Origin of the sequence: Ochrobactrum vermis (assembly GCF_002975205.1) — a bacterium.
Lineage (GTDB): Bacteria > Pseudomonadota > Alphaproteobacteria > Rhizobiales > Rhizobiaceae > Brucella > Brucella vermis.
On the sequence record NZ_PCOC01000001.1, the window covers coordinates 1234543 to 1257360 of the forward strand.

Genomic DNA, 22818 nt, shown 5'->3' on the forward strand with positions numbered 1-22818 from the left:
TCAGAATGGAATATCGTCAGCTTTGATCAGCTTGACGGTGTTGATCATGGGAATGTCAGCCTGAAACCCAGACACGGCTTTGACGACGAAGAAGACCGCTCCCGGTTCTTTCAAAGCCAGCCTTCCTGCTTCCTTCTCAGCTTCTTCTTTGCTGAAATGCTTGTAGGTTGGGGCTGAACCGCCATTGCGCCAGACAAGCCAGAACCTGCTAAATTCCAGAGCCATCACGCAACCTCGTCGCGTGAGCCGTACTTCGCCCATTCAGTTGCTTCCTGAAGCGATCCGTCTCGATCATCGTTTGTCTTTTCACGGAGCATCTTACGGTCGACACGGGTCATAGGAGGTTGATTGCCCCAGCCGCGTACCTCATCAATCAGGCCCATACGGGTGTCAGTGACGATCTCATCAAATTCCCGGAGATATTCCGCGAATTGAAAGAAGCTCTCGGACTGAGCCTTGTTGTCGAAACATGCGCCCGGCTGAATGCGGAGCTTCAGGGCTTCAAGCCGAGCCTGCATGTTGGTGATTAGTGCTTGGGTACCGGTCTGAGACATATTCGACCCCATCATTTGGCCAGATCAGCTTTCGCGTCTTGCGTGGCCGGTTGCGTTCGGTGATGGGTTCAATATATACGCAAAAAACGTATACGCAAGGGAAAAATACGAAGTTTGCGTAAAATAATTGACTATACGTACGTAACGAGCGTAAAAGAAAAGCCCCGGAGCGGTGATGCTGCCGGGGCCTGAAAGCGGTCTTCGTCACGGGAATGTGTAGCAAAATAAGGAACGTTACACAACCGAAATGATCGTTTCAGGGTGTCGAAACACTAAAATTCTTGGGTCTGCTCGGAGGTTCCCGCCAAGAATTTGCGTAAATCAGACACGAAAGAAACGGTCTTTGTTTGGATTTGACCCGTTTTCACCGATCACCCGGCGCATGAAATCCACAGCGGATCCTCGGCCCAGTCTGTCGAGGCGGTCTTAGCGGGTTAGACGCCGCTCGACTGGTTTGGATGCGACCTGAGAGAGTGAACTGCCGATATAGCCTTCATGCATGGAGACGGACTGGCCCACCGGAGAAACAGGGCAGGCAGGGATACTAAGACTTCATGGCATCCCGGTTCATCGCGATACGGTGAACTGCAAACGACGGAACCCTTCTCGTATGAAGGTGAACGTCTTGATAGCCAGAGGTGTGCCTAAAATCAGGCTTAGGCGAGGAAATGCTTGCCTTTTAGAGAAACCGGTTGGCCTTCCTCGGCAGCTCTGTGACAAGCGGCGAGGGCGGTTATCCATGCTGCAGCCTTTGGAGGAATTTCAGCTTCACTCGACAACCAAGCTTCCACGAGCGCGACATGACACTCCAGCTTGCGCGCCAGAATAGCCAGCGTCCAGCCGATATCATCAAGGCAGTGCTGCAACGCTTCGGACTTCATGGTCTGGTCTCGTGATCCAATCAGACGAACATCATCACGATAATGCCACCAAGAACGACAAGGACAAGTCCTCCAATCAGCATCGGGGTGAGCGTGCTGCCTTTGGAATCCCCGCCGCTTGACCGGTCACCGTCAATAATTACGGCGTTATTCCGGGGTTTCTTATCATCCGCCATGATGATCCTCCGTCGAGGAAATCATAGCTTACCATGTATCGCCGCTATTTGCGCTAGCGCAAAGAAGATGTAGCGGGGTGCGGCGGCTTGCCGACTTTGGTGCAGCCAGCTACAAGCGCAACATGATTTCATTTTCTTGGTGGGTTGCCGTTCTCGTCATCATGTCGATCTATTGGCCGATTACCGTAATGGTGGCGGCGGCAATAGTCATGACGGCATTTATGGGGACGAAAAGCGTTGGATGGCGGGCTGCCTGGACTATGTTGGCAATTCTGTTGGTGGTGCCGGCTATCTGGTTCTATTCGCTCGCATGAAAACCCCCGCCGAAGCGGGGAGTGGATGTTACTACTGTCTGTTGCGCTTGTGAGGCTCATCCCGCGACAAGAATGTTATGTAAAAATTGTCGTCGATCTTGGCACTTCTGAAATCATCGATAGTGCGCTTTTTCGGTGAAGTAGACGCACTCGTAACCACACCGCTTACAGATCGAATCTGCGAGCGTTTCACGTAGTTGCCGGGGGTGTTCTTCACTTTTCGCATTAATATGCCTTGAAGATTTTCCTCAGATCGCTGTCAGAGATTTGATCCCTACATGCTTCGCCGATACGACGTGGCTTACTTCCATTAACGCTTTTATAGCACGTCGTGGTTCCATCACCATGAAGAGAAAGTTCATATTGGGTTTCGTCTACGATTTTCGTCCAGGTCTTTCGATCTGGATGTACAGACAATCTCCAGTCGAGCGTTTCTCCGTCGATATCTGCCATTGCATTTGCCACGTCCAATGCTGACTGATATCGATTATCGGAACGAACCTCTAAACATTTCTTAATCACATTACGCAATTTAGATGGCACATTTGGGGCGAAGGATTTCCGGTCTGGGAATCTTCCATTCCGCACATCGAAGCGAAAACGATCTCTGTCGAAGGCGCCATGCTGGCCGTAATCACGTAACTGTTGATAGAAGTGCTCATTTCCATTGCACATGCGATATAAAGTCAAACCGACTTGGTAGATATCAAACGTTCGATCGAAGTGATCAGTTTCCATGCCCTCGGGAGTTATCATTGGCCCGTAGAGCCGATCTTGCGCAGCCTTACCTGCGTAATTCATCTGTTTCGCTTGCCCAAAGTCGGACACTAACGCTTCCCGCCTGGGCGACAACAGAATATTGTCCGGCTTCACGTCGAAATGGATCAGCCCTTTAGAATGAATGTTGTGTAAGCCTGCAAGAATCTGCGAACCGAGAGTTATAATTTCACGCACAGTCATGTGGCGACCGGTGATTAGATCCTTGATTGATCCATTTTGATAGTATGGCATCGCGACATATACGTGTTCATCATCAAAGCAAGCGTAGTGAATTTGAACCACGTTCGGATGAGCGCTGGAATAAAGCGCTTTTGATTCCGCGAAGAACTCTTCAGTGCAATTCAGCGTCTTCTTTTGAATTTGCTTTGTGACAATTTCAGCATCTAGCTGGTGGTCACGTGTGACGTATGTTCTCGAATTTCGACCGTCTTGCCCAATTTCGCGGATGATGTCGAATGCCAACTCGGCTTTCTGATATGGCTTAAGCATCCTCAGCTCCTATAGCACAAAGGATTGCTTCTCGCTCTTCCTTTCCCATCTTCTTCCAATTATCAACGCCGAGATCATCCTCGCCATCTATGAGTGGCTTGAACCTTTTTCGATCAATGCCTACGCGTTTTGATATCGATGAAATTTGTCCAACGTAGTAGGATTTTAGCTCGCTGCTGGCGAATGCCTCTTGAATGACGCCTTCGATTTGAATTCGTTCGATATTCGGATAGCTCGCTACCGATTCCGTCACTCTTACGCCTGCACGCTCTACCCGATATTCACGAAGGACATCGAGAAGATTTGAGCGAACGTATTTCAGAGCGGCGGGTGTTTCGAACGCAGCCGGAATTTTTATATCCTCAACGTTCAAGATGGATTTTGCTTCTGCGTCGTAGATAGCAAAAGTCACGCACTTAGGCGTCGCGCGAATGCCGATTGTAATCATTGCCTCAACCCATTTACCCCTAGTGGGCAAACGATACAGCGAGTCTCTGATCTGTCTATAAACTTCTTCGTTTTAACAGACACAACATCTAGCGGCGACAAAAAGTCATTAACGTTTCGTCAAGAATGTTCTTGTTCCGTTCTTTTTTGTGAGTCATCCTGTCGCACATAACAAGCGTACAGGGAGTAACGGGTATGAGCATGCAAACCAATTTTATCGTGCAGAGCTACAGCAAGGGGCCGAGGGGCAAACTGATTGCCGACACACCGTTCGTCGCGAAGGACGTAGCCCACGCAAGGCGCACCGCAGAACGCATGGCAGCAAGCAGCCCAATGGTGATCGCTTTCGCGAACACTAGTGACGCTGAGACCGGCGATTTCGAAGAGCCCAAGCTCATTTATGCTCACGGCGATCCGCTTCCACCTGAAGTCGAAGAGATGGAGCGTGTCTGATGTTGGACGGGGGGATTGTTGAAGAGGGCAAGCGCCTCGTTATTGAGTTATCCAGCGTATACGTGGCCTGCGACGACTGCGGGCACTCGCGTATCCTGTACCTATCCAATCTGCGAAAAGCTGCGGAGCTAGGAGTACAGAACTACAGGGAACTGTGCCGCAAGATCAGGTGCGGGGAGTGTCCGAAGGCGCCGCCGAATGCACGTAACCTCACCATTCGGCCATGCTGGCGTTGTGATGAGATTGAAGTCGATCAGACGTGCGCTTGAAATACGATCTTGTGAACTGAGAAGACCTTATCGGCGTCGAACTCCAGCTCTTTGTCTTCGCCTTCGTCAGGATTGTACTGATAGAGGCGAAGCACTCGCGACGATCGGGATTCGAACCGTTTGATATAACTGTCGACGGGCTGGTCTTCTCCCTCTTCGATGATCTGGGCGATAACATCGTCTCCAGCCCGCACGGGCAGATGAGGGTTAACCCAGACCGTCTCGCCCGCGAAATAGCGCGGTTCCATCGATGTGCCGTAGACCATGACGGCATAAGCTCCTTCGACGCCTTCCAGCATAGGAGGGCAGAATACGCGGCCAATCTCCGTTCCATTAAGAATGAACCTGCCGTTTGGGCCGCCTGCAGTTTGTCCGAGCAAAGGTACCGTGTGATCCTGCGGGAACTCCTGGTATCGCGGTGGAAAGCTTGCGTTCGGCTTAGGGCGAGGGCGCTCTACTGTTTCAAGAGTTAGACTGCCACCCATACCAATAGTGCCGGATCCGCCGATCGGAACGCCAGTCAGAGCCCAAATTTCCTCTTTCGTGATTGGTGGCGTACCGAGGCCAACTAACGCCGCCTCCAGCTTCACGGCAATCTTGTTCGGAAGAACCGGGTCTTTGAAGTGTTCGTCACTCAAATATCTTTGAATGCTCGATGCGCCTTTGAAGCCCATACGATGCGCGAGTGAACCCTGAACAAGGCCAGCCCTGCTCATAAGCTCCCGAATTTGCTGCGGAATCGTTTTTTCCATCATTCGCGCACTTTACGCTTATTGCGTTTACGTTTTCCACGTTGACATTGTTACGCATCATGCGTATAAATGCGTATTACCAACAACGCGGAAAGACCAATGACCATCACTCCAGCCGAATATGTGATCACTAAGCTTGGAGGTCTCACTAAGACCGCCAGAGCTTGCGGAAAGCCTGTTTCGACGGTTCAGGGATGGAAAGAACGTGGCACCATTCCACAGACCCACTGGTCTTCCCTCAAGCAAGCAGCCGAAGTTGATGGCGTATCTCTCGAATACGCAGATTTCGTAGATCACCATCCTTCGACAGAAACAGCGACAGGCAGCCCGTCAGAACGTCATGCGTGTTCCGGCTGAACTTCACTCATCGATTTAACTGATTACCTGCCGGGCCCCCAAGCCCCCTGCCTGTTACCCGGCAGGTAACGCCCGACGCGACGGGCACTCCTCCGAAGTCGCGTCGGGCAAACATTCCTCGCGAAAGCGTCTCGATGAAACTGTGGCTGCCATGGAATGCGAAACCACAGTGGAGAGCGTGAGTAGGCTCGCTCACCGGCGAAGGTGAGCTGCAACGTCTGAGTGAATGGGCGTGACAGTCGGGAGAGACCGGCACCGAATTTCAAACTGAAGGAACTCGACCGTGAACAGCAATTGGATCATCGCATGGCTTTACGTCGCGGGTTTCATTTCCTGCGCGGTTCTGGAGTTCGCTCCACCCAGCCGATCACCAAAATGGATCAAGTGGGTTCTCGTTATAGGTTGGCCGCTTTGCGTGATGATTGCGGCTGCGGCTGGCCTTTGCCGGGGTGTCTTTCGAGGTTTCCGGCCATGACCATAAGACAAGTTGGACGCCCGTATCAGTTTTCCAGGCCTTACGAGCTGTCCGTTTCATCTTCATCTCAGTTTCCTCTTTGTAACCGGTTGCGGCTTTACCGCCGCTCCAACCGACAATCTCAACGTACTGAAGGGGTTGTCGGAAATGTCCGAAAAGTTGTCGGAGAAATCAGAAATGTCTGAGTTGGTTTTTGCGTCCAAAGTTTTGAAAAGCCACATCGCGCCGCCTTCACTGGCGAGCGGCATTGGCGCGCGCATTCTCGCAGCTTCTCGGGCTCTCAAATGGTCTTTCAATCGAACCAAGGACGTTTGGTACGCGGATGAGCGCGTTTCGATCAAGCCTCGGGAACTACGCAAACTAGAGGAGGTGTCCGGTGTCAAATACGGACAGCAAGAACTCAGTGAAGTCGACAAGCTCATCAGCCGAGCACAGGAAATCTTGGGTGACGAAGATCAGGATCTCGCTCGCTCGTTCCTTGCTGCGTTCCGCGCGTTCCTTGGCGCTGTGGATCGCCCCAGAGCTTAAGGAAGATCAGCGATGACGGGCCCGGTCGATCAACGAAAAACACCGCCCGTCATTCTGAAATGGTTGCCACTGGTGAAGCGAATGCGACTGGCAACCACGATCAAACGGATCGCCAAATCAATCGCAAATCGGGTTTGTCCAGAAATGGCTGAGTACCCGTCGATTGAACAAGAATTCAACATTCCACCATCGGGAGCCCGGAAATGAACGCAGGACATAATTCCAAACTCACCCAAGGCGAGTACGACGCGCTCCTGATGGATTGCGCACGGAAGGAAAGCGCCCATCTGGCACGTATCGCCGGGTTGCAAGCCGATCGCAAAGCGGACCGTAAGATATTCCAGAGCTACGGTTTCACTCTCAATGAAGTCGACACGCTTGTGAAGGCGATGAACGCCGAAGACAAGGACAAGGTCGGAGAAAAGCACCGTCGGCAGGCTAATGCTCTCTCACTTCTCGGTATCATCAAGAAGCAGGGCGATCTGTTCGGGGACGACCGCGACTATCTCGACAAGGTGTTTGATGACGGCAAGGTCGCCGGTCTCAAGGCTCTGGATCGTGTCAGCGAGTTCATGGCTGGTACTGACGAGGATCAGGCGTGGCTGCGCGGATACGATGCCGGGCAGGAAGAACAGCGCAAGAACCTGCTCTCCGCGATGGAAAAGATCAACGCAGAAGCCGATCGCGACCACGGCGACAATCCTGAATTTCCAGATCAGGAGGCGGCATAATGGCCAAGCAACTCCCGATCATCGCCCGGACAAACAAGTCCGGGCTCGACCTCCTGACCGTTCACAAGTCCCAGACTTTGGTTCTGCCAGATGGCGACAGTGCACCGGACTGCGATGTAGCTCTGACACTTCATAGCGAGGCGCAGGAGATTATCGACAGCCTTGTTGGGGCCGTGGAGCACTGCAAGCAGTTGATTATTCGATACGAGATCAACGCCGTCGACCATATGGAAATCGAAGACAAGGCTTTGAAGATAATTCAGAGCGCTCTCGCCAAAGCTCGCGGGGAGGAAGTCTGATGGAACCGAACCGTACCGCCTACGACTACAAGACAAACCGGCCGTACTTCCAGGCGAAGGCGCTTGAACTTCAAAAGCAAGGGCTAGGCGTAGTTCAGATATCCCGAGAACTCGGAGTTTCACGTGAGGCAGCCCGCCATCTGATCGATGAAGAGGGATATCAAAAGAAACTGGAACGAAATCGTATCTATGAGCGGGAAAAGCGCGTTCGGATGAAGGCGGAAAACCTTTTGATACCGAAGGTGATTGCCAGAATACCGAACGAAGTGGTTGCAGCACGGCTTGCGGAGATCCCCGACGATCGAAGAAGCAAGACCGGTCGAATTTTCGGCGATCCCACATTCGAGCGCTCAGCATTGTTCGAAAAGCTGAAAGAGCAGCACACCATACCGATACGGAGGGTGGCATGAACACCTTTCTATGCTGGTTCATGATCTACGCCGTGCTGGCCTTGGTCGGCTTCTTCATCGGTGTTTATCCGGTCATTGTTTGGTGGGTTGGGTGAGATATGACAGTTGTAGCATCGAACTACGCTCGCAAAGAGAATGACCTTTACCAGACTGAGCCATGGGCGACAGAAGCATTGATTCGACATTTCCCTGTCCAAGGCTTGAATGTCTTAGAACCTGCTGCCGGCAACCACCTGATAGCGGATGTTCTCAAGGAATACGGCGCCACTGTCCTCACTAGCGACATCGTGACGTATGATCGAGAACACGACTATCTGTTCGATTTCCTGTCGGACAGTGAGGCTTACGAAGTCCATAACGCCATCATCACCAATCCTCCGTACGGCAAGAGCAATCGAGACGCTGTGAAGTTTGCACGGCTGGCACTGGAGCGCTGCAACGGTCTCGTTGCTCTGCTTCTCACCGCCAAGTTCGATTTCGGCAAAACCCGTGCTGACCTGTTCCGCGATAATCCTCGCTTCTGGACCAAGATCGCTCTGGTCGACCGTATCCAATGGTTCCCCGGCGATACGTTAGGGACTGAGGATCATGCCTGGTACGTCTGGGGCCCGAAAGGTGGCGTCTACTCGCCGCGAATCCTCTGGGAAGGTCGAGACCTGATTTCAGGAGAGGCGGCATGACCCTTCACAAGCTCACAATCGATATTTCGACCAAGGCTGGCTGGTGCCTTCTCCTTGATGATAGTGCCAAGCCAAAGGACGAACAGCGTCCAGTCGGTCAGCGTCTATTCTACGGCACATGGGATTTGACCCGCGACCGTGACGGCAACAAATGCACCCGCCGCGGTCAGTACTACCTCAATCTCTGGGACAGCATCAGCCAGATGCGCCGTCACCACGGGATCGAGGAAGAAGGCGTTGAGATCGTAATCGAAGCTGAAGCCTACTCAGCTGCCCGTACAGAAGCATCGGCACAGTTGGCCGGCGGATGGCTCGCAACACTCGAAATCATGTGTGAGCGGCGCGCTCTGCTGTATCCACGGACGGTTACGACGTCGTCATGGCGTAGTGCCTTTATCGGTGTGATCATGGCGCCGAAGGAAGTCAAAGACACCAAGGAGCAGCCGAACGCACGCCGCACCTGGATCAAGGAAAAGGTTTTGGACGAGTGCGCACGTCGTGGGCTCAAGCCTCAGAATGATAACGAGGCTGACGCGATTGGAATCATGTTCTGGCTCGTCTCCGGCGGCAAAGTCCACCAGGAAGCCAAACGGGCAGCCAAGAAAGCCAAGTCTCTCGAAAAGCGCCGTCAGCAGAAGATGAATTTCAAGGTGGCGGCATGAGATATGGTTGTGTTTGCTCCGGCATAAGTGCCGCTACTCGGGCGTGGCATCCCCTCGGTTGGGAAGCGCAGTTCTTCAGCGAGATTGAATCTTTCCCTTCGGCAGTCCTCGCTCATCACTATGGATCGAACATGCCAGGTGAACCACTGGCAAAGAACGGGATACCGAACTATGGCGATTTCACAAAGATCGGCGCAGATGCAGGCCCAATCGACCTTCTTGTGGGAGGAACACCCTGCCAGTCTTTCTCAGTCGCAGGAAAGCGTCTCGGACTGGATGACCCGCGCGGTAACCTCGCCCTCGAGTATCTCAGCTTGGCTAGGCGCCTGCGCGCCCGCTGGATCGTCTGGGAGAACGTCCCCGGTGTCGTTTCCTCTGTCACGGATGAAGAGGAAGGTGAAGGCGGTATTCAGTCAGGAATTGAAGGACGCAAAGCCGGAGACGAATGGATTGAAGAAAGTGATTTTGCGACCTTTCTCTCATTCGTTCGGGAATGCGGGTATGGGTTCGCCTACCGAGTTCTTGACGCTCAATATGTCAGAGTGGACGGCTTTGGACGGGCTGTCCCTCAACGACGAAGGCGTGTGTTCGTTGTCGGATATCTTGGAGACTGGCGACGTGCCGCAGCAGTATTACTTGAGCCCCAAGGCATGCGCGGGGATTCTGCGCCGCGCCGGGAACCGGGGAAAAGAGTTGCCCCCACAATTGCAAGCCGCCCTACAGGCGGTGGCGGACTTGGTACCGACTTCGATCTCGACGGCGGGTTGATTTCATCGACCGGAGACGTCGCACATTGCTTAAATGCGGGCGGCATGGGCCGACAGGATTATGAAACCGAGACGATGGTCGCCCATCCATTGTCGGCGAAAGGTAACGACAGCCACGATGAAAGCAAAGAGACGTATATTGCTTTCGACTGTAAGGCTTCCGGACAAGCTGGCTTTGGAGTCGGCGAAATAGCTCCAACGTTAAGAGCAATGGGCCATTTGCAAAGCAATCAGAATGCAGGTGGGCAGATTGCTGTATGCCATCCTACCCACGAAGTCGTCGGAACCCTGTGCGCCGAAGATAGCCCTCACGGTGCAAGAGGCCTTTCTGGCCTTCAGACAATGTTGTCGGGCTACATTCAGCCAGTGAAAGCAGTGGCGTTCGCCCAAAACACCCGTGATGAAGTTCGTCTGTTCGGCGGTGATGGTCAGATTGTTGGAGCCTTGGCCGCTGAGCCGGGCATGAAACAGCATTCGTATGTTGCGAAAGATTGGGCCGTCCGTCGCCTAACCCCGACCGAATGCGAACGCCTTCAAGGCTTCCCAGACAATTTCACAAACGTCCCATGGGGGAAGAAAGACACGTCACCTGATGGGCCTCGATACAAGGCGCTCGGCAACAGCATGGCTGTCAACGTCATGCGCTGGGTCGGCCGGCGGATTGAAGCTGTTGAAGCACTTTCATCAAAGGATAATGCTGCATGAACGCGCTTCGCAAATTCGAACAGGAGCCGGTCTACACGCCGATTTGTAACGTTGAAGGCGAGGGCGCGATCATTGGCTCTATCCTGCTGAACAATGATGCATATCAGTTGGTAGCCGGGCTTCTCCTGCGGGAACATTTCTATGACCCGGTTCTGGGCGAGATATTCGAAGTCATCGGTGATGTGATTAAGCAGGGCAAGGTTGCTCAGCCGATCTCCATCAAGCCGTATTTGCCGTGGGACAAGAATATCGACAGTGAGACTACGGTAGGCCGTTTGGTCGCTCGATGCGTTGCTGAAGTCGCTATGCCAGCGGTGATGCTGCCTCAGATGGCCCAGCAGCTGATCGACCTATACAAGCGCCGCCAGATGGTCGCGATTGCTCAAGACGTGATCCGGGCAGCCCATTCAATGACTGTGGACAGCAACCCGGCTGAAATCGGTGAACAGGCTATCGCAGACCTAAGCCAGACATTGTCCGATGGTGATGACATCTATGGTGCTGTGTCGCTCGGCACCGCACTCGATGAGGCCTTGGACGACACAAACCGGGCATACAGCGGCAAGAAGGGAACAGGAGTCAATTACCGCTTTCGTCCAGTGGAAGAGCTCATTGGCCCGATGTGTGGCGGGCAGCTCATAATCTTAGGCGGAGCAACTAAACAGGGAAAGAGTGCGTTGGCCGGTCAATTGGCGATGGGCGCTGCCACGGAAGGCTTCCCGGTCTGGTTCTACTCGGGCGAAATGTCAGCGAAAGAGCTGGCGATGCGTGAGAACAGTCGTGAAACGATGATTCCTGTCAATCGGCAGAAGCGCGGGAAGGTAACGGAAAGCGATTTCGAACGTCTGATGAACTTCCGGAACGCAAACCGGGACAAGCAGATATTCATTCAACAGAAGAGACTGACACTCGATCAGATCGAAGAACGGATTCGGTACTTTGTTTCGAAGAAGGGCAAAGGTCTCGCCGTCATCGACCATATGGGTCTGATCGATCGGAACAAGGGCGAAACCAAGCTGGCAGACTGGGAATTTGGCCAGATCGTCACCGCAAGGCTCAAGCAAATCGCGAGAGAGGTCGATATCCCGATCATCGGATGTGCTCAGCTGAAGAAGAACGTCTTCGCCGATTACAAGCCGACCGTGAATGAGAAGTTCTTTCACCAGCTGCTGGCGAAGAAGCCGCGGTACTCGGATCTGATCGGCGCGATCGAACGAGATGCTGACCACGTATTGATCCCGTTCCGTCCGGTGGTTTTCCTCAAGGAATACGAACCGTCCAAGTTCTCCGATCTGTACGAGGTCTGGAAGAACTTGGTCGACCAGAACGAAGACAAGGCGAAGGTCTTTCTTGCTCTGTCACGTGAGAGCCAGTGGCCACGGGATGTGGAATGCGGCTGGCACGGGCCAACGACAACGTTTGTCGATCTGGGCGGCATGAACGAGCCGGAGCTGATCCGACAGGAAATCATCGAAAACCCACTGGGCTTAAACCTATGAATGAATCGACCGCATACGCTGAAGGAACGCCCAAAGGCTTTATCGGAAAGTTCCGTCTGGTCTGGCGCACCCAACATTTCACCGTGGCCAATGAAGACGGCCAGCCAAGGTATTTCCCAACCGCCGAAAAGGCAGAATGCGAGGCGTGGAGAGCGAAACACAAGATCGAACAGAGTGTGATGGTCCGGGACGGGGAAAAGCTGTCAGCGGCTCGCTCTGAGGCAGAGAAAGTTTTCGGCGCCATCTACCGGAAAGGCCGCAAGATAGAAGTCGAGCGGAAGAGGAATGCGGCATGAGATCAGCTATGCAATCGCGAAAACTGATGGATGGCGACAAGAAACGCAGCGCGCGCATCTTCCGGGCAGCATCCATCATCAATAACGTCGATAAGCTTTTCCAGAGGCCGAAGCATTTCCTCGTCCAATGTGCCTGGCCAGCGATCAAGAATAAAAGCCGCCGCATCTTGGGCGCTTCGGATCGTTGCCAGCTTTCCATCGTCGCCCATTACCAATATCGGCTTGTCCCAATAACGGTTCATGGTGCCTCTCTTTCAATAGAGAAACGGCCGCAGCAGGCAATCGTTCCGATCACAGGAGCTTGGCTATGACCCGGATGTGGTTCTGTTACGAGTTGGAAAACATGTCTTGGTCTCCTGTTGTGTATCGGACAAACGGCGGTGCGCCTGAGCTCAAGTCCGTTACGCAGCGCAGCAAGATCGTAGAAGTGCCGGCGGACTGTGTCGGGTCAGACCGGGAGCCAATGTTCGGAGCCTTGAAACAGCGGTTCCAGTTGGAGGTCTCGGATGGCTAGGCGGTCATGCGACATCTACAAGGTAGCCCGTCAGTGCGGCGTCACCCTGCGGGCTAGCTGTGACCATTCACCAACGAGCCGGAAGCCGAGAGAATGCTTCTGCAAGCACACCTTGCGGGAAATAGGAAGAGAGCACGGCGAGGATCATCTTCGCCTTGTTCTGCAATTGATGGTCGGGACAGTGGCCAACTCGCGGGAACTGTTCGCAGACATGATCAAGGCCGTGTCGGCGGTGCTGGTCAGAAACCCGGAATTGGTCAGGCGCAGGACGTTATTGGATGACTTCGACGCCATCGACCTCGGCAGCCTGCGCGGAAAGGCAAAGGCCATGAACTGCGGCTTACCTACAAGCCATGTTCTGCGCGTTCTGATTACAGTAAAGTTCTATCAGCCGATACAGGGCGATCTGCTCGATTGGATAGGGGAGGCAGCATGAAAGAATATATGGTCACAAAGATCGGTAAATCGGATGTCGCTCAGGATATTGTGAGATTGCACAAAAATGAACGCAAGGGTTTGTCGCGACACTCAGTAGTACTGCTGACCCATAGTTCGATGAAAAAAAAATACGTTGTCGCGCTCGGGCACGATGGAGATTCCGACGAGATCAAAATGGACTTCGATTTGCGGGAATATTTCGATGTTGACGCAAACAAGAAGGCTGAATTTTCCTTAACAGATGGTGGTCGATGGGGCAGGCTTGCGTTCCTTTGGAATGCCACGTCTCCTTCGATCTACGTTCCATACAGAATTGCGCTGATTTCATTCATTATGGGCGCTGTTGGGCTACTTCTCGGAGGTATTTCTCTATGCAGATGACCTACCAGCCTTGGACGCACAAAGACGTCGAAGCCCGAGTTCTCGAAGCCGCTGAAACATTGATGTTGATGCCTGGTGTGAAGATGCCAGCAGCGGTTCAAGCTATCTGGAGCGAATATAAGGACGACTATGGCAAGGAGAAAACACACTACCGCCGTCGACCCGAAGGCGCTGCAATTGACAGGATGCACGAGTGCTGGAGCTGGATTAACGCCATTGAAAGCGAGGAAGATCGCAAGCTCCTCTATGGCTGGACCTACGTGAAAACTCGTAGAGGCATGAAACTAAGCCGGTTCGCATCAGAAAACTTGATGAACGACAGAAAACTCAAAAGAAAGATTGATGAGCTGTGTCAACAAATTGCAGACGAAAGGAACCGATTGTATCAGGTTCGGTTGACAGTCGAGCTAGACAGCGTGTCCGAAAACGACGATAACTCACATCAACAAACGGTATCGTCCGAGAGTTGCGTTCGTGGGGCAAATCACTTCATGACGCAGGACGCCAAGCCCAAGAACATCCCTTCTCTTCATGAGAAAATGAAACCCGCTGCATAGCGGATGGGCACCAATATGCGGGTGCAAGTAGCAGGCGACCGAATGTCCAACCGGTTGCCGGGAGGTGCAAATTCTCCCACAGCGCCAAATCGAGGCAACGCCTCAACGCCAAGCACCGGGAGCGATATACCCGGAGAGCCGTGGAAGTCGGTTTGCACACCAATCAGAACGGCGGCGCTGAAAGCGTACGGGAACCGCAGAAGAACTGCATAGCAGCGAAGTTCTTTGAGCCGCAGCCTAACGATATAACCGAAATGGGTATCGCGCCGTTCTGTTCAAATCTGGAACTTGCGATTAATCGCATATTCAACCCCGCCATCGTGCGGGGTTTTTCTTTATCCAACATCGGAGAACGATATGCGCTTTGGCTTCAGTGTCATGGCAGCAGCACTGCTGTCGTCTGTTCGTGGGTTCCTTGGCGGAGCAATTGCTTCACCATTCCCAGAGATTGCCGCGCCAGCACCGCACCGGCATCGCTCGGCAAGCAAGCGTATTCGCCTCGGTGGCCGTACATACAAGCCCAATGGTGCCCGTGAAGTGGATCGCCGCCAGCGGCAGATTGCCGAGGGAAGACTGACGGCTAGTAACGGCGTGGTGTGATGGCGTTCCTTGAATTCGCCTTTCAATCATTCTGGCACTTCATCGGCGTGGTCATCCTGCTGCAGTTGGTTGTGCTTGGGATTGCTGCTGCAAGAGGGAAATCATGAAGAGACGCGCATTCCTCAAGTTCCTCGGCCTCGCTCCTGTAGCTGTTGCCGTTCCTGCAATGGCGCTGCCAAGGGCGGAGAAGCCGATGGCTACCGGCGGATTTGTGAAAGGGAAGGTGGATTATCGCGTGGGCGAGACGCCGGGCGAGAGCATTCTCATCGATGTCGACATGTCCAAGCCTAGCCAACTCGTGATCGACGTTGATGCTCTTACCCGAGACTTGGAAGAGAATAGCAAATGGCTAGGTGATGAAGCCCGCCGCATTATCAGTGAGCTTGATCGTCTAGGACGAGCCTAATGCCCAAGCCCATCCAGTTCATGCAGTGGGTCTTGGCACGTGCTGCCCATAATTTGATTTGCAGCTAGGGCAAACGTAGGTGACGCGACCCACGCCTTTACTCCGGTCCTGGACTACCGCAAGGAATTTTCCTGACTTCTCACAAACAGGGCAAATAGGGGTTCCAGTTGGTTTACCGTCTTGATCTGCAAAATAACGGAACTGCCCTTTATCAATGAGTTTGTCGTTTTTGAACGACAATAGATCCTTGAGGTGTCTTATCTCATCGTCTCGTTCCTTGATGTCGTCGCCGATCGACAAAATGTTTTGCTTCGCATCGGCAAGAGCCTCTGCCAAGTCAGCAATTTTCAGCTTTAATTCTGCTTTGTCGTATTCCTTATCAATTGAACGCAATTCTTTTGCGAGGCCAATTGCTGCGGTCACTGCACTGAGAGCAGCCGTAATATCTACCATTTTATCCTCCGTCCAAACCCGAACAGGATTGAACCGTGAGTCTCACGCCGAAACAAGAGCGGTGAAGGCGGATATTAATTCCAGAAGAGGAAACGATCCTGCCAGACAACCCGGCACTGGGTTTCAATCTCGGCTGTAGATCGGTGAGGGAATACATCGTGCAGGCGTTCGGCAATCGGACCCAGTGAAAGGGTCTTGGGCGTAATCAATTCGGCCCGGTCGGCTTGGGCGCTAATAGCATTCAATAACAGAGCGTCGTCTGATCTTTTCATAGAAAATCCTTATGGTGATGGGCATATGCCAGTATTGAAAAATGCAAAGCATGAAATGTTCGCAAAGGGATTGGCTGAAGGTCTGACAGCGGACGAAGCATATCAGCGAGCCGGTTTTAAGCCTAATCGTGGCAATGCAATACGCCTGAAAGCAAATGAAAACATTTTGAAGCGAATTGATGAGATCCGCTCCAGAGTGGCAGAAAAGGCCGAATGGACTGCCGCTGACAGGCTTCGCGACCTGAAAAGCATCTTTGACCGCACATCCGATAAAGACGAGCGTGTGGCCATCTCTGCCATTTCCGAGGCGAACAAAATGCAGGGCAGTTATGCCCCCGCGAAGCATGAACATAAGGGCCGGTTCACGGTCGTCAATGTCACTCCCGAACAATTAGGTAGGTTGAACTCGGATGAACTTGCCGTTCTCGAAGCAGCCTATCCAGTTCTCGAGAAGCTCGGGGTTGTCTCTGCAGGCAATTCGGGCGGAGAAGCAGGCGAGGGAAGCGAACAAGAGGATTGAGGAAGAAGCGGAAAGCGCCGGCGTTTCTCTATCTTCATTCATCCGCGGCGGCTGGCATGTACTGGAACCGGGCAGGGCATATCTGCATGGATGGCACATCGATGCGATATCCGATCATCTCGGAGCGGTAACGAACGATCAACTAACCCGGCTGATCATCAATGTTCCGCCAGGTACGATGAAGTCGCTTACTGTCGGAGTGTTCTGGCCTGCATGGGAATGGGGACCAGTCGGTAAACCATTCATCCGGTCTATCGCAACCTCGTATAAGGAAAGCCTGGCCAAGCGCGATAATATCAAGGCTCGCCGCCTGGTTCAGTCTGACTGGTATCGCCAGAGATGGGGCAGCCAGTTCCAGATGATGCCTGACCAGAACTCGACATTGAAGTTCGAGAATGACAAGTCCGGCTTTCGTGCTGCTATGTCGTTCGAATCCCTCACCGGTGAGCGTGGCGACCGTGTGATTATCGATGATCCGCTGTCAGTGGGTAAGGCGAAGTCCGATGCTGACCGTCTAACGGCACAGGAAACATTTCTGGAAGCTGTTCCGAACCGTCTGAGTGACCCGATCAAGTCGGCCATCATCCTTGTGATGCAGCGTCTACATGAAGGCGACACAACGGGCGTGGCGCTGGCGAAGAACCTCGGTTACGAGCATCTAATGCTCCCGATGGAGTTTGAGCCTGAACGCCGTTGCTACACGATAGTGAAGCCGACAGGGTTCGATAGCCCGCCGGTTAAGGCCCGATACGACGCTGGAAAGCAGATTTGGTATCGTGAAGGTCAGGAAGTCCCGGAAGCCCGGCGCGAGTATGTCGAGAAGTCCGAGCTCAAGACTGTCTATACCCACGACCGACGCGAGAAGGATGGCGAATTGCTCTTTCCAGAGCGATTCCCGCGTGAAGTGGTCGAGCGTGATAAGGTATCTCTCGGGTCAACTGGCCATGCTGGACAGAACCAGCAGAGACCGGCGCCACGGGAAGGCGGGATGTTCAAACGGTCCTACTTCTCGATTGTTGGAGCGATACCGGCAGGAACCGTGTTTGTACGCGGCTGGGATTTGGCCGCAACAGAGGATGGCGACGGCGCGAGAACAGCCGGTGTGAAGTTCGGACGTATGCCCGACGGCAAGTTCATTATCGCTCACTGTGTGGCAGAGCGGGCCAGCCCTGCAGGTGTTCGCACTCTGATCAAGAACACGGCTGAGCAGGACGGCAAGGATTGCTCAATCTCCATGCCGAAGGATCCGGGTCAAGCCGGTAAGGACCAGGCACAACAGCTTGTTGCGATGCTGGCCGGCTACAAGGCCAAGGCAACGCCGGAAAGCGGCGACAAGGTTACACGTGCCGAGCCTCTATCGGCTCAGTGTGAGGCTGGAAACGTAGTCATGCTGAAAGGAGCGTGGAATGACCCGTTCCTGGACGAGGTCGAGGTTTTCCCAAACGGGAAGCTGAAAGACATCGTGGACGCATCGTCCCGCGCATTTAACGAACTGGCGACAAACCAGACACGAACCGCACTCTTCGGAACATCAGGACGAGTAAATGGCTGATACAGATTATCTCGCTACATCAGCCGATTATAAGGCTATGATGGGTTACTGGACGAAGGTTGCGGCGATCCGTGGCGGTGTGGATTCCATGCGGGCTGCGGGCAAGCCGTATCTGCCACAGTTCCCGAACGAGAACGATCCGAACTATTCCTACCGTCTGGCGAACTCGAAGTTCACCGACATCTATTCGGACATCGTTGAGAACCTGGCATCCAAGCCATTCTCGAAAGAAGTCACGCTCGCCAACGATACCGTGCCGGACGCGATCAAGGCAGTTACCGAAGATATCGACGGCGGCGGCAATCATTTGCATGTGTTCGCCGACAATGTGTTCTTCAACGGTATTCACAACGCCATTGACTGGATACTGGTCGACTATCCGACTGTACCGGAGGGCGCCACGCTTGCCGATGAGAAACGGATGGGTGCGCGACCTTATTGGGTGAATATCCCAGCCACAGACATGCTCTGGGTCGAAAGCAAGGTCATCAACGGCAAGGAACAGTTCACCTACGCCAAGATTTACGAGCCCGTCACCCAGCGAGACAGCACCGGAACCGAACAGTGCATTGATCGTGTGCGAATCCTAATCCGGGATGAGCTTGAAGGTGGTCAATATGGACCGGCCCGATATGAAATCTGGGAGAAGGGTACAAAAAACAATGCCGGCTGGACGCTGATCGATCAAGGTTCGATCTCGATTGGTGTGATCGCCCTTGTTCCATTCTTCACCGGCCGGCGCGAAGGATCGACATGGCGCATTCGCCCGCCGATGCGAAACGTCGCTGAACTGCAGGTCGAGCATTACCAGCAGGAGACCAACCTCAAGTCCGCCAAGGAGCTCACAGCCTTTCCGATGCTCGCGGGCAATGGCGTAACGCCGCCTGTGGATGAGACGGGCGAGCCGATCATGGCGCCGATCGGCCCATCGGTCGTTCTGTATGCGCCTCCCACGCCGGATGGCACCAAGAGTGGGCAGTGGCAGTTCATCGAGCCGTCAGCGTCCTCTCTCAAGTTTCTCTCCGAGGAAGTGGACAAGACCGAGGCGCAGATGCGTGAGCTTGGCCGCCAGCCGCTTTCAGCTGGTACGAGCGGGATAACTCAGGTTGCAGCCGCCTTCGCCTCGCAGAAGTCAGCCAGCGCCGTGCAGGCATGGGCGTTCATGCTCAAGGATTGTCTGGAACGGGCGTATGTCTTCACATCGATGTGGCTGAAGGTGAAGCTTGAACCGACAGTCTACGTGAACACTGACTTCGCCATCGAACTCGGCGAGGAAAAAGCACCTGACACGCTTCTGACCATGAATGAGCGTGGTAAGCTCAGCACTCAGACGCTCTGGCAGGAAATGAAACGTAGAAGCATCCTTTCGCCTGAGTTTGATGCGGATGATGAGGAAAAGCGGCTTATGGAAGAACTCCCCGGTGACGATACCGAGGATGATCTGACTGCTGCTGTCACTCCACCGGTGAAAGCACCGGCGGAATAGCTCAACCAACAATCTGACTTCACACGGCTCGGCGGGATCATCCTTCCGGGCCTTTTCAATGCGCGGGAAGCGCAACAACTATCCGGGATGGATAAACATGGCTCTCAAAGCAATTCTGGCATCGCTTGACGGTATCGATGAGGCAATCAAGGCTCTCTATTTCGAGAAAGACGGCAAGTTCATTCTTGATGTCGAAGGCGTCGACGGGTTCTCACTGGAAGATGTGAACGGCCTTAAGACTGCACTCGGCAAGGAGCGCACCACTCGCGAGAACCTCGAAAAGCTGGTCGTAAAGTACAAGGATATTGATCCTGATAAGGCCCGCGAAGCTCTTACCAAACTGGAAGAACTGACCAGCATCGACCCGGCCAAGGAAGCCGACAAGATCGCAAACACGAAGTTTGAGGCAGCCAAGGCCCAGCTTCTTGAAAAGCACACCGGCGAGCTTACCAGCCGTGATGAGCGCATCGGCCATCTGACCAAGACAGTTGAGGGCCTGCTCATTGATGCTGCCGCAACGTCTGCGCTGGCTGAAGCGAAGGGTTCGGTTGAACTGCTCCTTCCTCATGTCCGGGCTCACACCCGCGTCAAGGAAGTCGACGGCAAGTTTACGGTCGAAGTGATCGACAAGGACGGCAATGCAAAGATTGCGGATTCCAAGGGTACTCCGATGGATATCTCCGGTCTGGTTGCTGAGATGAAGGAATCTGATGCGTTCGGACGGGCTGTTGGTTTGCACGCGGAACTGAGCCAGTTTTTCCACCGAGAAGTGAGCCACCTCTAAGTATGGTTTTCTGATCAGGGTTTAGTCAAGGGATTGGCGTTTTGTCCTCTCTTCTGTGCTGCGGCTGCCGAGCTGGCCTTGAAGCGGAAGCTGTCGTTCCCTGTTTCCAGGATATGGCAGCGATGGGTCAAACGATCGAGCAATGCGGTTGTCATCTTGGCGTCGCCGAAGACGGTTGCCCATTCGCTGAAGCTGAGGTTGGTGGTAATCACAACGCTCGTCCGTTCATAGAGCTTGCTCAGAAGGTGGAAGAGCAGTGCTCCCCCTGAGGCGCTGAACGGCAGGTATCCCAACTCGTCGAGGATGAGCAGATCAAGGCGGACCAAGGTCTCTGCGATCTGCCCCGCCTTGCCTTTAGCCTTCTCCTGCTCAAGCGCGTTGACCAATTCGATGGTCGAGAAGAATCGGACCTTTCGACGGTGATGCTCGATCGCCTGGATGCCGAGGGCGGTGGCGACATGTGTTTTTCCTGTGCCCGGTCCGCCGACAAGCACGATATTCTGCGCGCCGTCGATGAACTCGCATCTATGCAATTGGCGCACCGTCGCTTCGTTGATTTCGCTGGCGGCGAAGTCGTATCCGGAGAGGTCCTTGTAGGCTGGAAAGCGGGCAGCCTTCATGTGATAGGCGATGGACCGGACCTCGCGCTCGGCCATCTCGGCTTTCAGCAACTGGGACAGGATCGGCACGGCTGCATCAAAGGCTGGAGCACCTTGCTCGATCAGGTCACTGACGGCTTGGGACATGCCATACATCTTCAGGCTTCGCAGCATGATGACGACGGCGGCACTGGCTGGATCATGACGCATGGCGACCTCCAACGATCCGGACACGCAGGCCATCATAGCGTTCGACATTGGCCTTGGGTTCGCGCAGCAAAGTCAGTGCCTGTGGCGTATCGACGTCGGGACCGTCAGTCGTCTTATCGTCGATCAGCATATGCAGCAGGTTTAGCACATGCATTTTGGTTGCCACGCCTTGATCCAAAGCCAATTCCACAGCACTGATGACGGCCTGTTCGTTGTGATGAAGGACGAGGGCAAGGATATCGGCCATCTCACGATCACCACCAGGGCGGCGCAGCATCTGCTCCTGCAGCTGTCGAAAGGCCAGCGGCAATTCCAGGAAGGGTGCGCCATTGCGCAGTGCTCCAGGCTTGCGCTGGATGACCGCAAGGTAATGGCGCCAGTCGTAAATCGTCCTCGGCGGTTTGTCGTGGCTGCGTTCTATGATCCGCGGATGTTCGCAAAGGATATTGCCCTCGGCCGCAACGACCAGTCGCTCGGGATAAATCCTCAGGCTGACGGGCCGGTTCGCAAAAGACGCAGGCACGCTGTAACGATTGCGCTCGAAGGTGATCAGGCATGTCGGCGAGACGCGCTTGCTCTGCTCGACGAAGCCGTCAAACATGGCGGGGAGCGCCATCAATGCTGCCCGCTCATCAGCCCAAACATCCGCGATCGAGCCGGACAAGGTGCCATGCGCTGTCTCCCGCCACAGGTCCTGGCAATGCTGTTCCAGCCAGATATTCAATGCCCCCAAATCTGGAAAGTCGGGCATCTGTTGCCACAGCCGCGGTCGGGCATCCTGGACGTTCTTCTCGACCTGCCCCTTCTCCCAGCCCGCGGCGGGATTGCAGAACTCTGGCGCAAAGACGTAATGGTTCGTCATCGCAAGGAAACGGATGTTGACCTGTCGCTCCTTGCCGCGGCCCACACGATCGACCGCTGTCTTCATGTTATCGTAGATGCCACGACCAGGCACGCCGCCAAACACGCGGAAGCCGTGCCAATGGGCGTCAAACAGCATCTCATGCGTCTGCAACAGGTAGGCCCTGACAAAAAACGCGCGACTGTGCGATAGCTTGATATGCGCGACCTGAAGCTTCGTGCGCTCGCCGCCTATCACGGCATAGTCCTCACTCCAATCGAACTGGAATGCTTCGCCTGGTCGGAAAGACAGCGGAACGAATATGCCGCGGCCCGTCGTCTGCTGCTCACGTTGCCGATCAGCCCGCCAATCACGAGCGAATGCGGCGACCCGACCATAGGAGCCGGTAAAGCCGAGAACCACCAGATCGGAATGAAGCTGCTTCAGTGTTCGGCGCTGCTTGCGCGACTTTCCGGTCTCGGTCTTCAGCCAGGCCGCGAGTTTGTCGGCAAAAGGATCAAGCTTGCTCGGTCGTTCCGGTACCGTGAACGTCGGCTCTATCGTACCCGCGCTCAAATACTTCGCGATCGTGTTGCGCGACAGACCGGTGCGCCGGCTGATCTCGCGGATCGACTGCTTCTCTCGCAGCGCCATGCGCCGGATGATGTTTAAAAGTCCCAT

At 54.1% G+C, this 22818-nt stretch carries 33 protein-coding genes; 22 read left to right on the forward strand and 11 right to left on the reverse strand.

The window, feature by feature from the left end; translation table 11 throughout:
- The 4 genes from CQZ93_RS06025 to CQZ93_RS26570 all read right to left on the reverse strand — a co-directional run bounded on the left by CQZ93_RS06025 (position 1) and on the right by CQZ93_RS26570 (position 1611).
- A complete protein-coding gene (locus tag CQZ93_RS06025) occupies positions 1-225 on the reverse strand; it encodes a hypothetical protein (protein WP_105541784.1) in 225 nt (74 codons plus the stop codon).
- Complete coding sequence (locus CQZ93_RS06030; protein ID WP_146114428.1) at positions 225-554, reverse strand: hypothetical protein; 330 nt, start codon at positions 552-554, stop codon at positions 225-227. Before CQZ93_RS06030 ends, CQZ93_RS06025 begins: the two co-directional genes overlap by 1 nt.
- A gap of 656 nt (positions 555-1210) precedes the next feature.
- A complete protein-coding gene (locus CQZ93_RS06035; RefSeq protein WP_105541786.1) occupies positions 1211-1435 on the reverse strand; it encodes a hypothetical protein in 225 nt (74 codons plus the stop codon).
- 20 nt (positions 1436-1455) lie between these two features.
- A complete protein-coding gene (locus tag CQZ93_RS26570) occupies positions 1456-1611 on the reverse strand; it encodes a hypothetical protein (protein ID WP_181153314.1) in 156 nt (51 codons plus the stop codon).
- Between the two features lie 77 nt (positions 1612-1688).
- Between CQZ93_RS26570 and CQZ93_RS06040 the strand changes: the two genes are divergently transcribed.
- The gene (locus CQZ93_RS06040) at positions 1689-1925 is read left to right on the forward strand and encodes a hypothetical protein (RefSeq protein WP_105541787.1); all 237 of its coding nucleotides are present in this window, start codon (positions 1689-1691) and stop codon (positions 1923-1925) included.
- Between the two features lie 225 nt (positions 1926-2150).
- Here the strand turns inward: CQZ93_RS06040 and CQZ93_RS06050 are convergent, their stop codons facing one another.
- Both CQZ93_RS06050 and CQZ93_RS06055 read right to left on the reverse strand, forming a co-directional pair.
- Entirely contained in the window at positions 2151-3194 is a 1044-nt protein-coding gene (locus tag CQZ93_RS06050) for a serine/threonine-protein kinase (RefSeq protein ID WP_105541789.1), read from the reverse strand.
- Complete coding sequence (locus CQZ93_RS06055) at positions 3187-3642, reverse strand: hypothetical protein (protein ID WP_105541790.1); 456 nt, start codon at positions 3640-3642, stop codon at positions 3187-3189. Before CQZ93_RS06055 ends, CQZ93_RS06050 begins: the two co-directional genes overlap by 8 nt.
- A 194-nt stretch (positions 3643-3836) precedes the next feature.
- On the opposite strand from CQZ93_RS06055, the gene CQZ93_RS06060 reads away from it, so the two are divergent.
- The gene (locus tag CQZ93_RS06060) at positions 3837-4094 is read left to right on the forward strand and encodes a hypothetical protein (RefSeq protein ID WP_105541791.1); all 258 of its coding nucleotides are present in this window, start codon (positions 3837-3839) and stop codon (positions 4092-4094) included.
- Between the two features lie 253 nt (positions 4095-4347).
- Here the strand turns inward: CQZ93_RS06060 and CQZ93_RS26840 are convergent, their stop codons facing one another.
- The gene (locus CQZ93_RS26840) at positions 4348-5118 is read right to left on the reverse strand and encodes a S24 family peptidase (RefSeq protein ID WP_286152261.1); all 771 of its coding nucleotides are present in this window, start codon (positions 5116-5118) and stop codon (positions 4348-4350) included.
- Between the two features lie 96 nt (positions 5119-5214).
- Here CQZ93_RS26840 and CQZ93_RS06075 point away from each other — a divergent pair, with 96 nt between their 5' ends.
- From CQZ93_RS06075 to CQZ93_RS06125, 11 genes are all read left to right on the forward strand, one after another.
- Positions 5215-5472, forward strand: coding sequence for a carph-isopro domain-containing protein (locus tag CQZ93_RS06075; protein ID WP_286152263.1), 258 nt, complete (start codon positions 5215-5217; stop codon positions 5470-5472).
- 652 nt (positions 5473-6124) lie between these two features.
- The gene (locus CQZ93_RS06080; RefSeq protein WP_105541793.1) at positions 6125-6475 is read left to right on the forward strand and encodes a hypothetical protein; all 351 of its coding nucleotides are present in this window, start codon (positions 6125-6127) and stop codon (positions 6473-6475) included.
- A 12-nt stretch (positions 6476-6487) separates the two neighbouring features.
- Positions 6488-6682 carry a hypothetical protein gene (locus CQZ93_RS06085; RefSeq protein WP_105541794.1) on the forward strand — a complete coding sequence of 65 codons (195 nt, stop codon included), beginning with the start codon at positions 6488-6490 and terminating at the stop codon, positions 6680-6682.
- The gene (locus CQZ93_RS06090) at positions 6679-7206 is read left to right on the forward strand and encodes a hypothetical protein (protein WP_105541795.1); all 528 of its coding nucleotides are present in this window, start codon (positions 6679-6681) and stop codon (positions 7204-7206) included. The genes CQZ93_RS06085 and CQZ93_RS06090 overlap by 4 nt, the downstream gene beginning before the upstream one ends.
- Positions 7206-7505: a hypothetical protein gene (locus tag CQZ93_RS06095; RefSeq protein ID WP_105541796.1), complete on the forward strand. Its 300-nt coding sequence runs from the start codon at positions 7206-7208 to the stop codon at positions 7503-7505. Before CQZ93_RS06090 ends, CQZ93_RS06095 begins: the two co-directional genes overlap by 1 nt.
- Positions 7505-7915 carry a type I phosphoribosyltransferase gene (locus CQZ93_RS06100; RefSeq protein WP_105541797.1) on the forward strand — a complete coding sequence of 137 codons (411 nt, stop codon included), beginning with the start codon at positions 7505-7507 and terminating at the stop codon, positions 7913-7915. Before CQZ93_RS06095 ends, CQZ93_RS06100 begins: the two co-directional genes overlap by 1 nt.
- Before the next feature lie 287 nt (positions 7916-8202).
- The gene (locus tag CQZ93_RS06105; protein ID WP_210201087.1) at positions 8203-8595 is read left to right on the forward strand and encodes a hypothetical protein; all 393 of its coding nucleotides are present in this window, start codon (positions 8203-8205) and stop codon (positions 8593-8595) included.
- Positions 8592-9257 carry a hypothetical protein gene (locus CQZ93_RS06110; RefSeq protein ID WP_105541799.1) on the forward strand — a complete coding sequence of 222 codons (666 nt, stop codon included), beginning with the start codon at positions 8592-8594 and terminating at the stop codon, positions 9255-9257. The genes CQZ93_RS06105 and CQZ93_RS06110 overlap by 4 nt, the downstream gene beginning before the upstream one ends.
- Positions 9254-10729: a DNA cytosine methyltransferase gene (locus tag CQZ93_RS06115; protein ID WP_105541800.1), complete on the forward strand. Its 1476-nt coding sequence runs from the start codon at positions 9254-9256 to the stop codon at positions 10727-10729. The genes CQZ93_RS06110 and CQZ93_RS06115 overlap by 4 nt, the downstream gene beginning before the upstream one ends.
- Positions 10726-12228, forward strand: coding sequence for a replicative DNA helicase (locus tag CQZ93_RS06120; protein WP_105541801.1), 1503 nt, complete (start codon positions 10726-10728; stop codon positions 12226-12228). Before CQZ93_RS06115 ends, CQZ93_RS06120 begins: the two co-directional genes overlap by 4 nt.
- Positions 12225-12524: a hypothetical protein gene (locus CQZ93_RS06125; RefSeq protein WP_105541802.1), complete on the forward strand. Its 300-nt coding sequence runs from the start codon at positions 12225-12227 to the stop codon at positions 12522-12524. Before CQZ93_RS06120 ends, CQZ93_RS06125 begins: the two co-directional genes overlap by 4 nt.
- 2 nt (positions 12525-12526) lie before the next feature.
- Here the strand turns inward: CQZ93_RS06125 and CQZ93_RS06130 are convergent, their stop codons facing one another.
- On the reverse strand, positions 12527-12766 hold the full coding sequence (locus CQZ93_RS06130; RefSeq protein WP_105541803.1) for a DUF982 domain-containing protein: 240 nt from the start codon (positions 12764-12766) through the stop codon (positions 12527-12529).
- A gap of 264 nt (positions 12767-13030) precedes the next feature.
- Here CQZ93_RS06130 and CQZ93_RS06140 point away from each other — a divergent pair, with 264 nt between their 5' ends.
- The 5 genes from CQZ93_RS06140 to CQZ93_RS06160 all read left to right on the forward strand — a co-directional run bounded on the left by CQZ93_RS06140 (position 13031) and on the right by CQZ93_RS06160 (position 15420).
- Entirely contained in the window at positions 13031-13474 is a 444-nt protein-coding gene (locus tag CQZ93_RS06140; RefSeq protein ID WP_105541805.1) for a hypothetical protein, read from the forward strand.
- Positions 13471-13857: a hypothetical protein gene (locus CQZ93_RS06145; protein ID WP_105541806.1), complete on the forward strand. Its 387-nt coding sequence runs from the start codon at positions 13471-13473 to the stop codon at positions 13855-13857. Before CQZ93_RS06140 ends, CQZ93_RS06145 begins: the two co-directional genes overlap by 4 nt.
- Positions 13848-14414 carry a DUF6362 family protein gene (locus CQZ93_RS06150; RefSeq protein WP_105541807.1) on the forward strand — a complete coding sequence of 189 codons (567 nt, stop codon included), beginning with the start codon at positions 13848-13850 and terminating at the stop codon, positions 14412-14414. The genes CQZ93_RS06145 and CQZ93_RS06150 overlap by 10 nt, the downstream gene beginning before the upstream one ends.
- Positions 14415-14771: 357 nt before the next feature.
- Positions 14772-15014 carry a hypothetical protein gene (locus CQZ93_RS06155; RefSeq protein ID WP_105541808.1) on the forward strand — a complete coding sequence of 81 codons (243 nt, stop codon included), beginning with the start codon at positions 14772-14774 and terminating at the stop codon, positions 15012-15014.
- 103 nt (positions 15015-15117) lie between these two features.
- Positions 15118-15420 (forward strand): hypothetical protein, encoded by a 303-nt coding sequence (locus CQZ93_RS06160; protein ID WP_105541809.1) that lies wholly within the window; start codon positions 15118-15120, stop codon positions 15418-15420.
- An 18-nt stretch (positions 15421-15438) separates the two neighbouring features.
- Here CQZ93_RS06160 and CQZ93_RS06165 read toward each other — a convergent pair whose 3' ends face one another.
- Positions 15439-15873: a hypothetical protein gene (locus tag CQZ93_RS06165; protein ID WP_105541810.1), complete on the reverse strand. Its 435-nt coding sequence runs from the start codon at positions 15871-15873 to the stop codon at positions 15439-15441.
- Positions 15874-16068: 195 nt separating this feature from the next.
- Between CQZ93_RS06165 and CQZ93_RS06170 the strand changes: the two genes are divergently transcribed.
- From CQZ93_RS06170 to CQZ93_RS06185, 4 genes are all read left to right on the forward strand, one after another.
- On the forward strand, positions 16069-16665 hold the full coding sequence (locus CQZ93_RS06170) for a terminase small subunit (protein WP_105541811.1): 597 nt from the start codon (positions 16069-16071) through the stop codon (positions 16663-16665).
- Positions 16607-18217: a phage terminase large subunit gene (terL, locus tag CQZ93_RS06175; RefSeq protein ID WP_286152274.1), complete on the forward strand. Its 1611-nt coding sequence runs from the start codon at positions 16607-16609 to the stop codon at positions 18215-18217. Before CQZ93_RS06170 ends, terL begins: the two co-directional genes overlap by 59 nt.
- Positions 18210-19703, forward strand: coding sequence for a DUF4055 domain-containing protein (locus tag CQZ93_RS06180; RefSeq protein ID WP_286152276.1), 1494 nt, complete (start codon positions 18210-18212; stop codon positions 19701-19703). The genes terL and CQZ93_RS06180 overlap by 8 nt, the downstream gene beginning before the upstream one ends.
- Positions 19704-19800: 97 nt before the next feature.
- The gene (locus CQZ93_RS06185) at positions 19801-20487 is read left to right on the forward strand and encodes a hypothetical protein (protein WP_146114429.1); all 687 of its coding nucleotides are present in this window, start codon (positions 19801-19803) and stop codon (positions 20485-20487) included.
- Between the two features lie 14 nt (positions 20488-20501).
- Here the strand turns inward: CQZ93_RS06185 and istB are convergent, their stop codons facing one another.
- Positions 20502-21296: an IS21-like element helper ATPase IstB gene (gene istB, locus CQZ93_RS06190; RefSeq protein ID WP_036589678.1), complete on the reverse strand. Its 795-nt coding sequence runs from the start codon at positions 21294-21296 to the stop codon at positions 20502-20504.
- Positions 21286-22818 (reverse strand): IS21 family transposase, encoded by a 1533-nt coding sequence (gene istA / locus CQZ93_RS06195; protein ID WP_032963552.1) that lies wholly within the window; start codon positions 22816-22818, stop codon positions 21286-21288. Before istA ends, istB begins: the two co-directional genes overlap by 11 nt.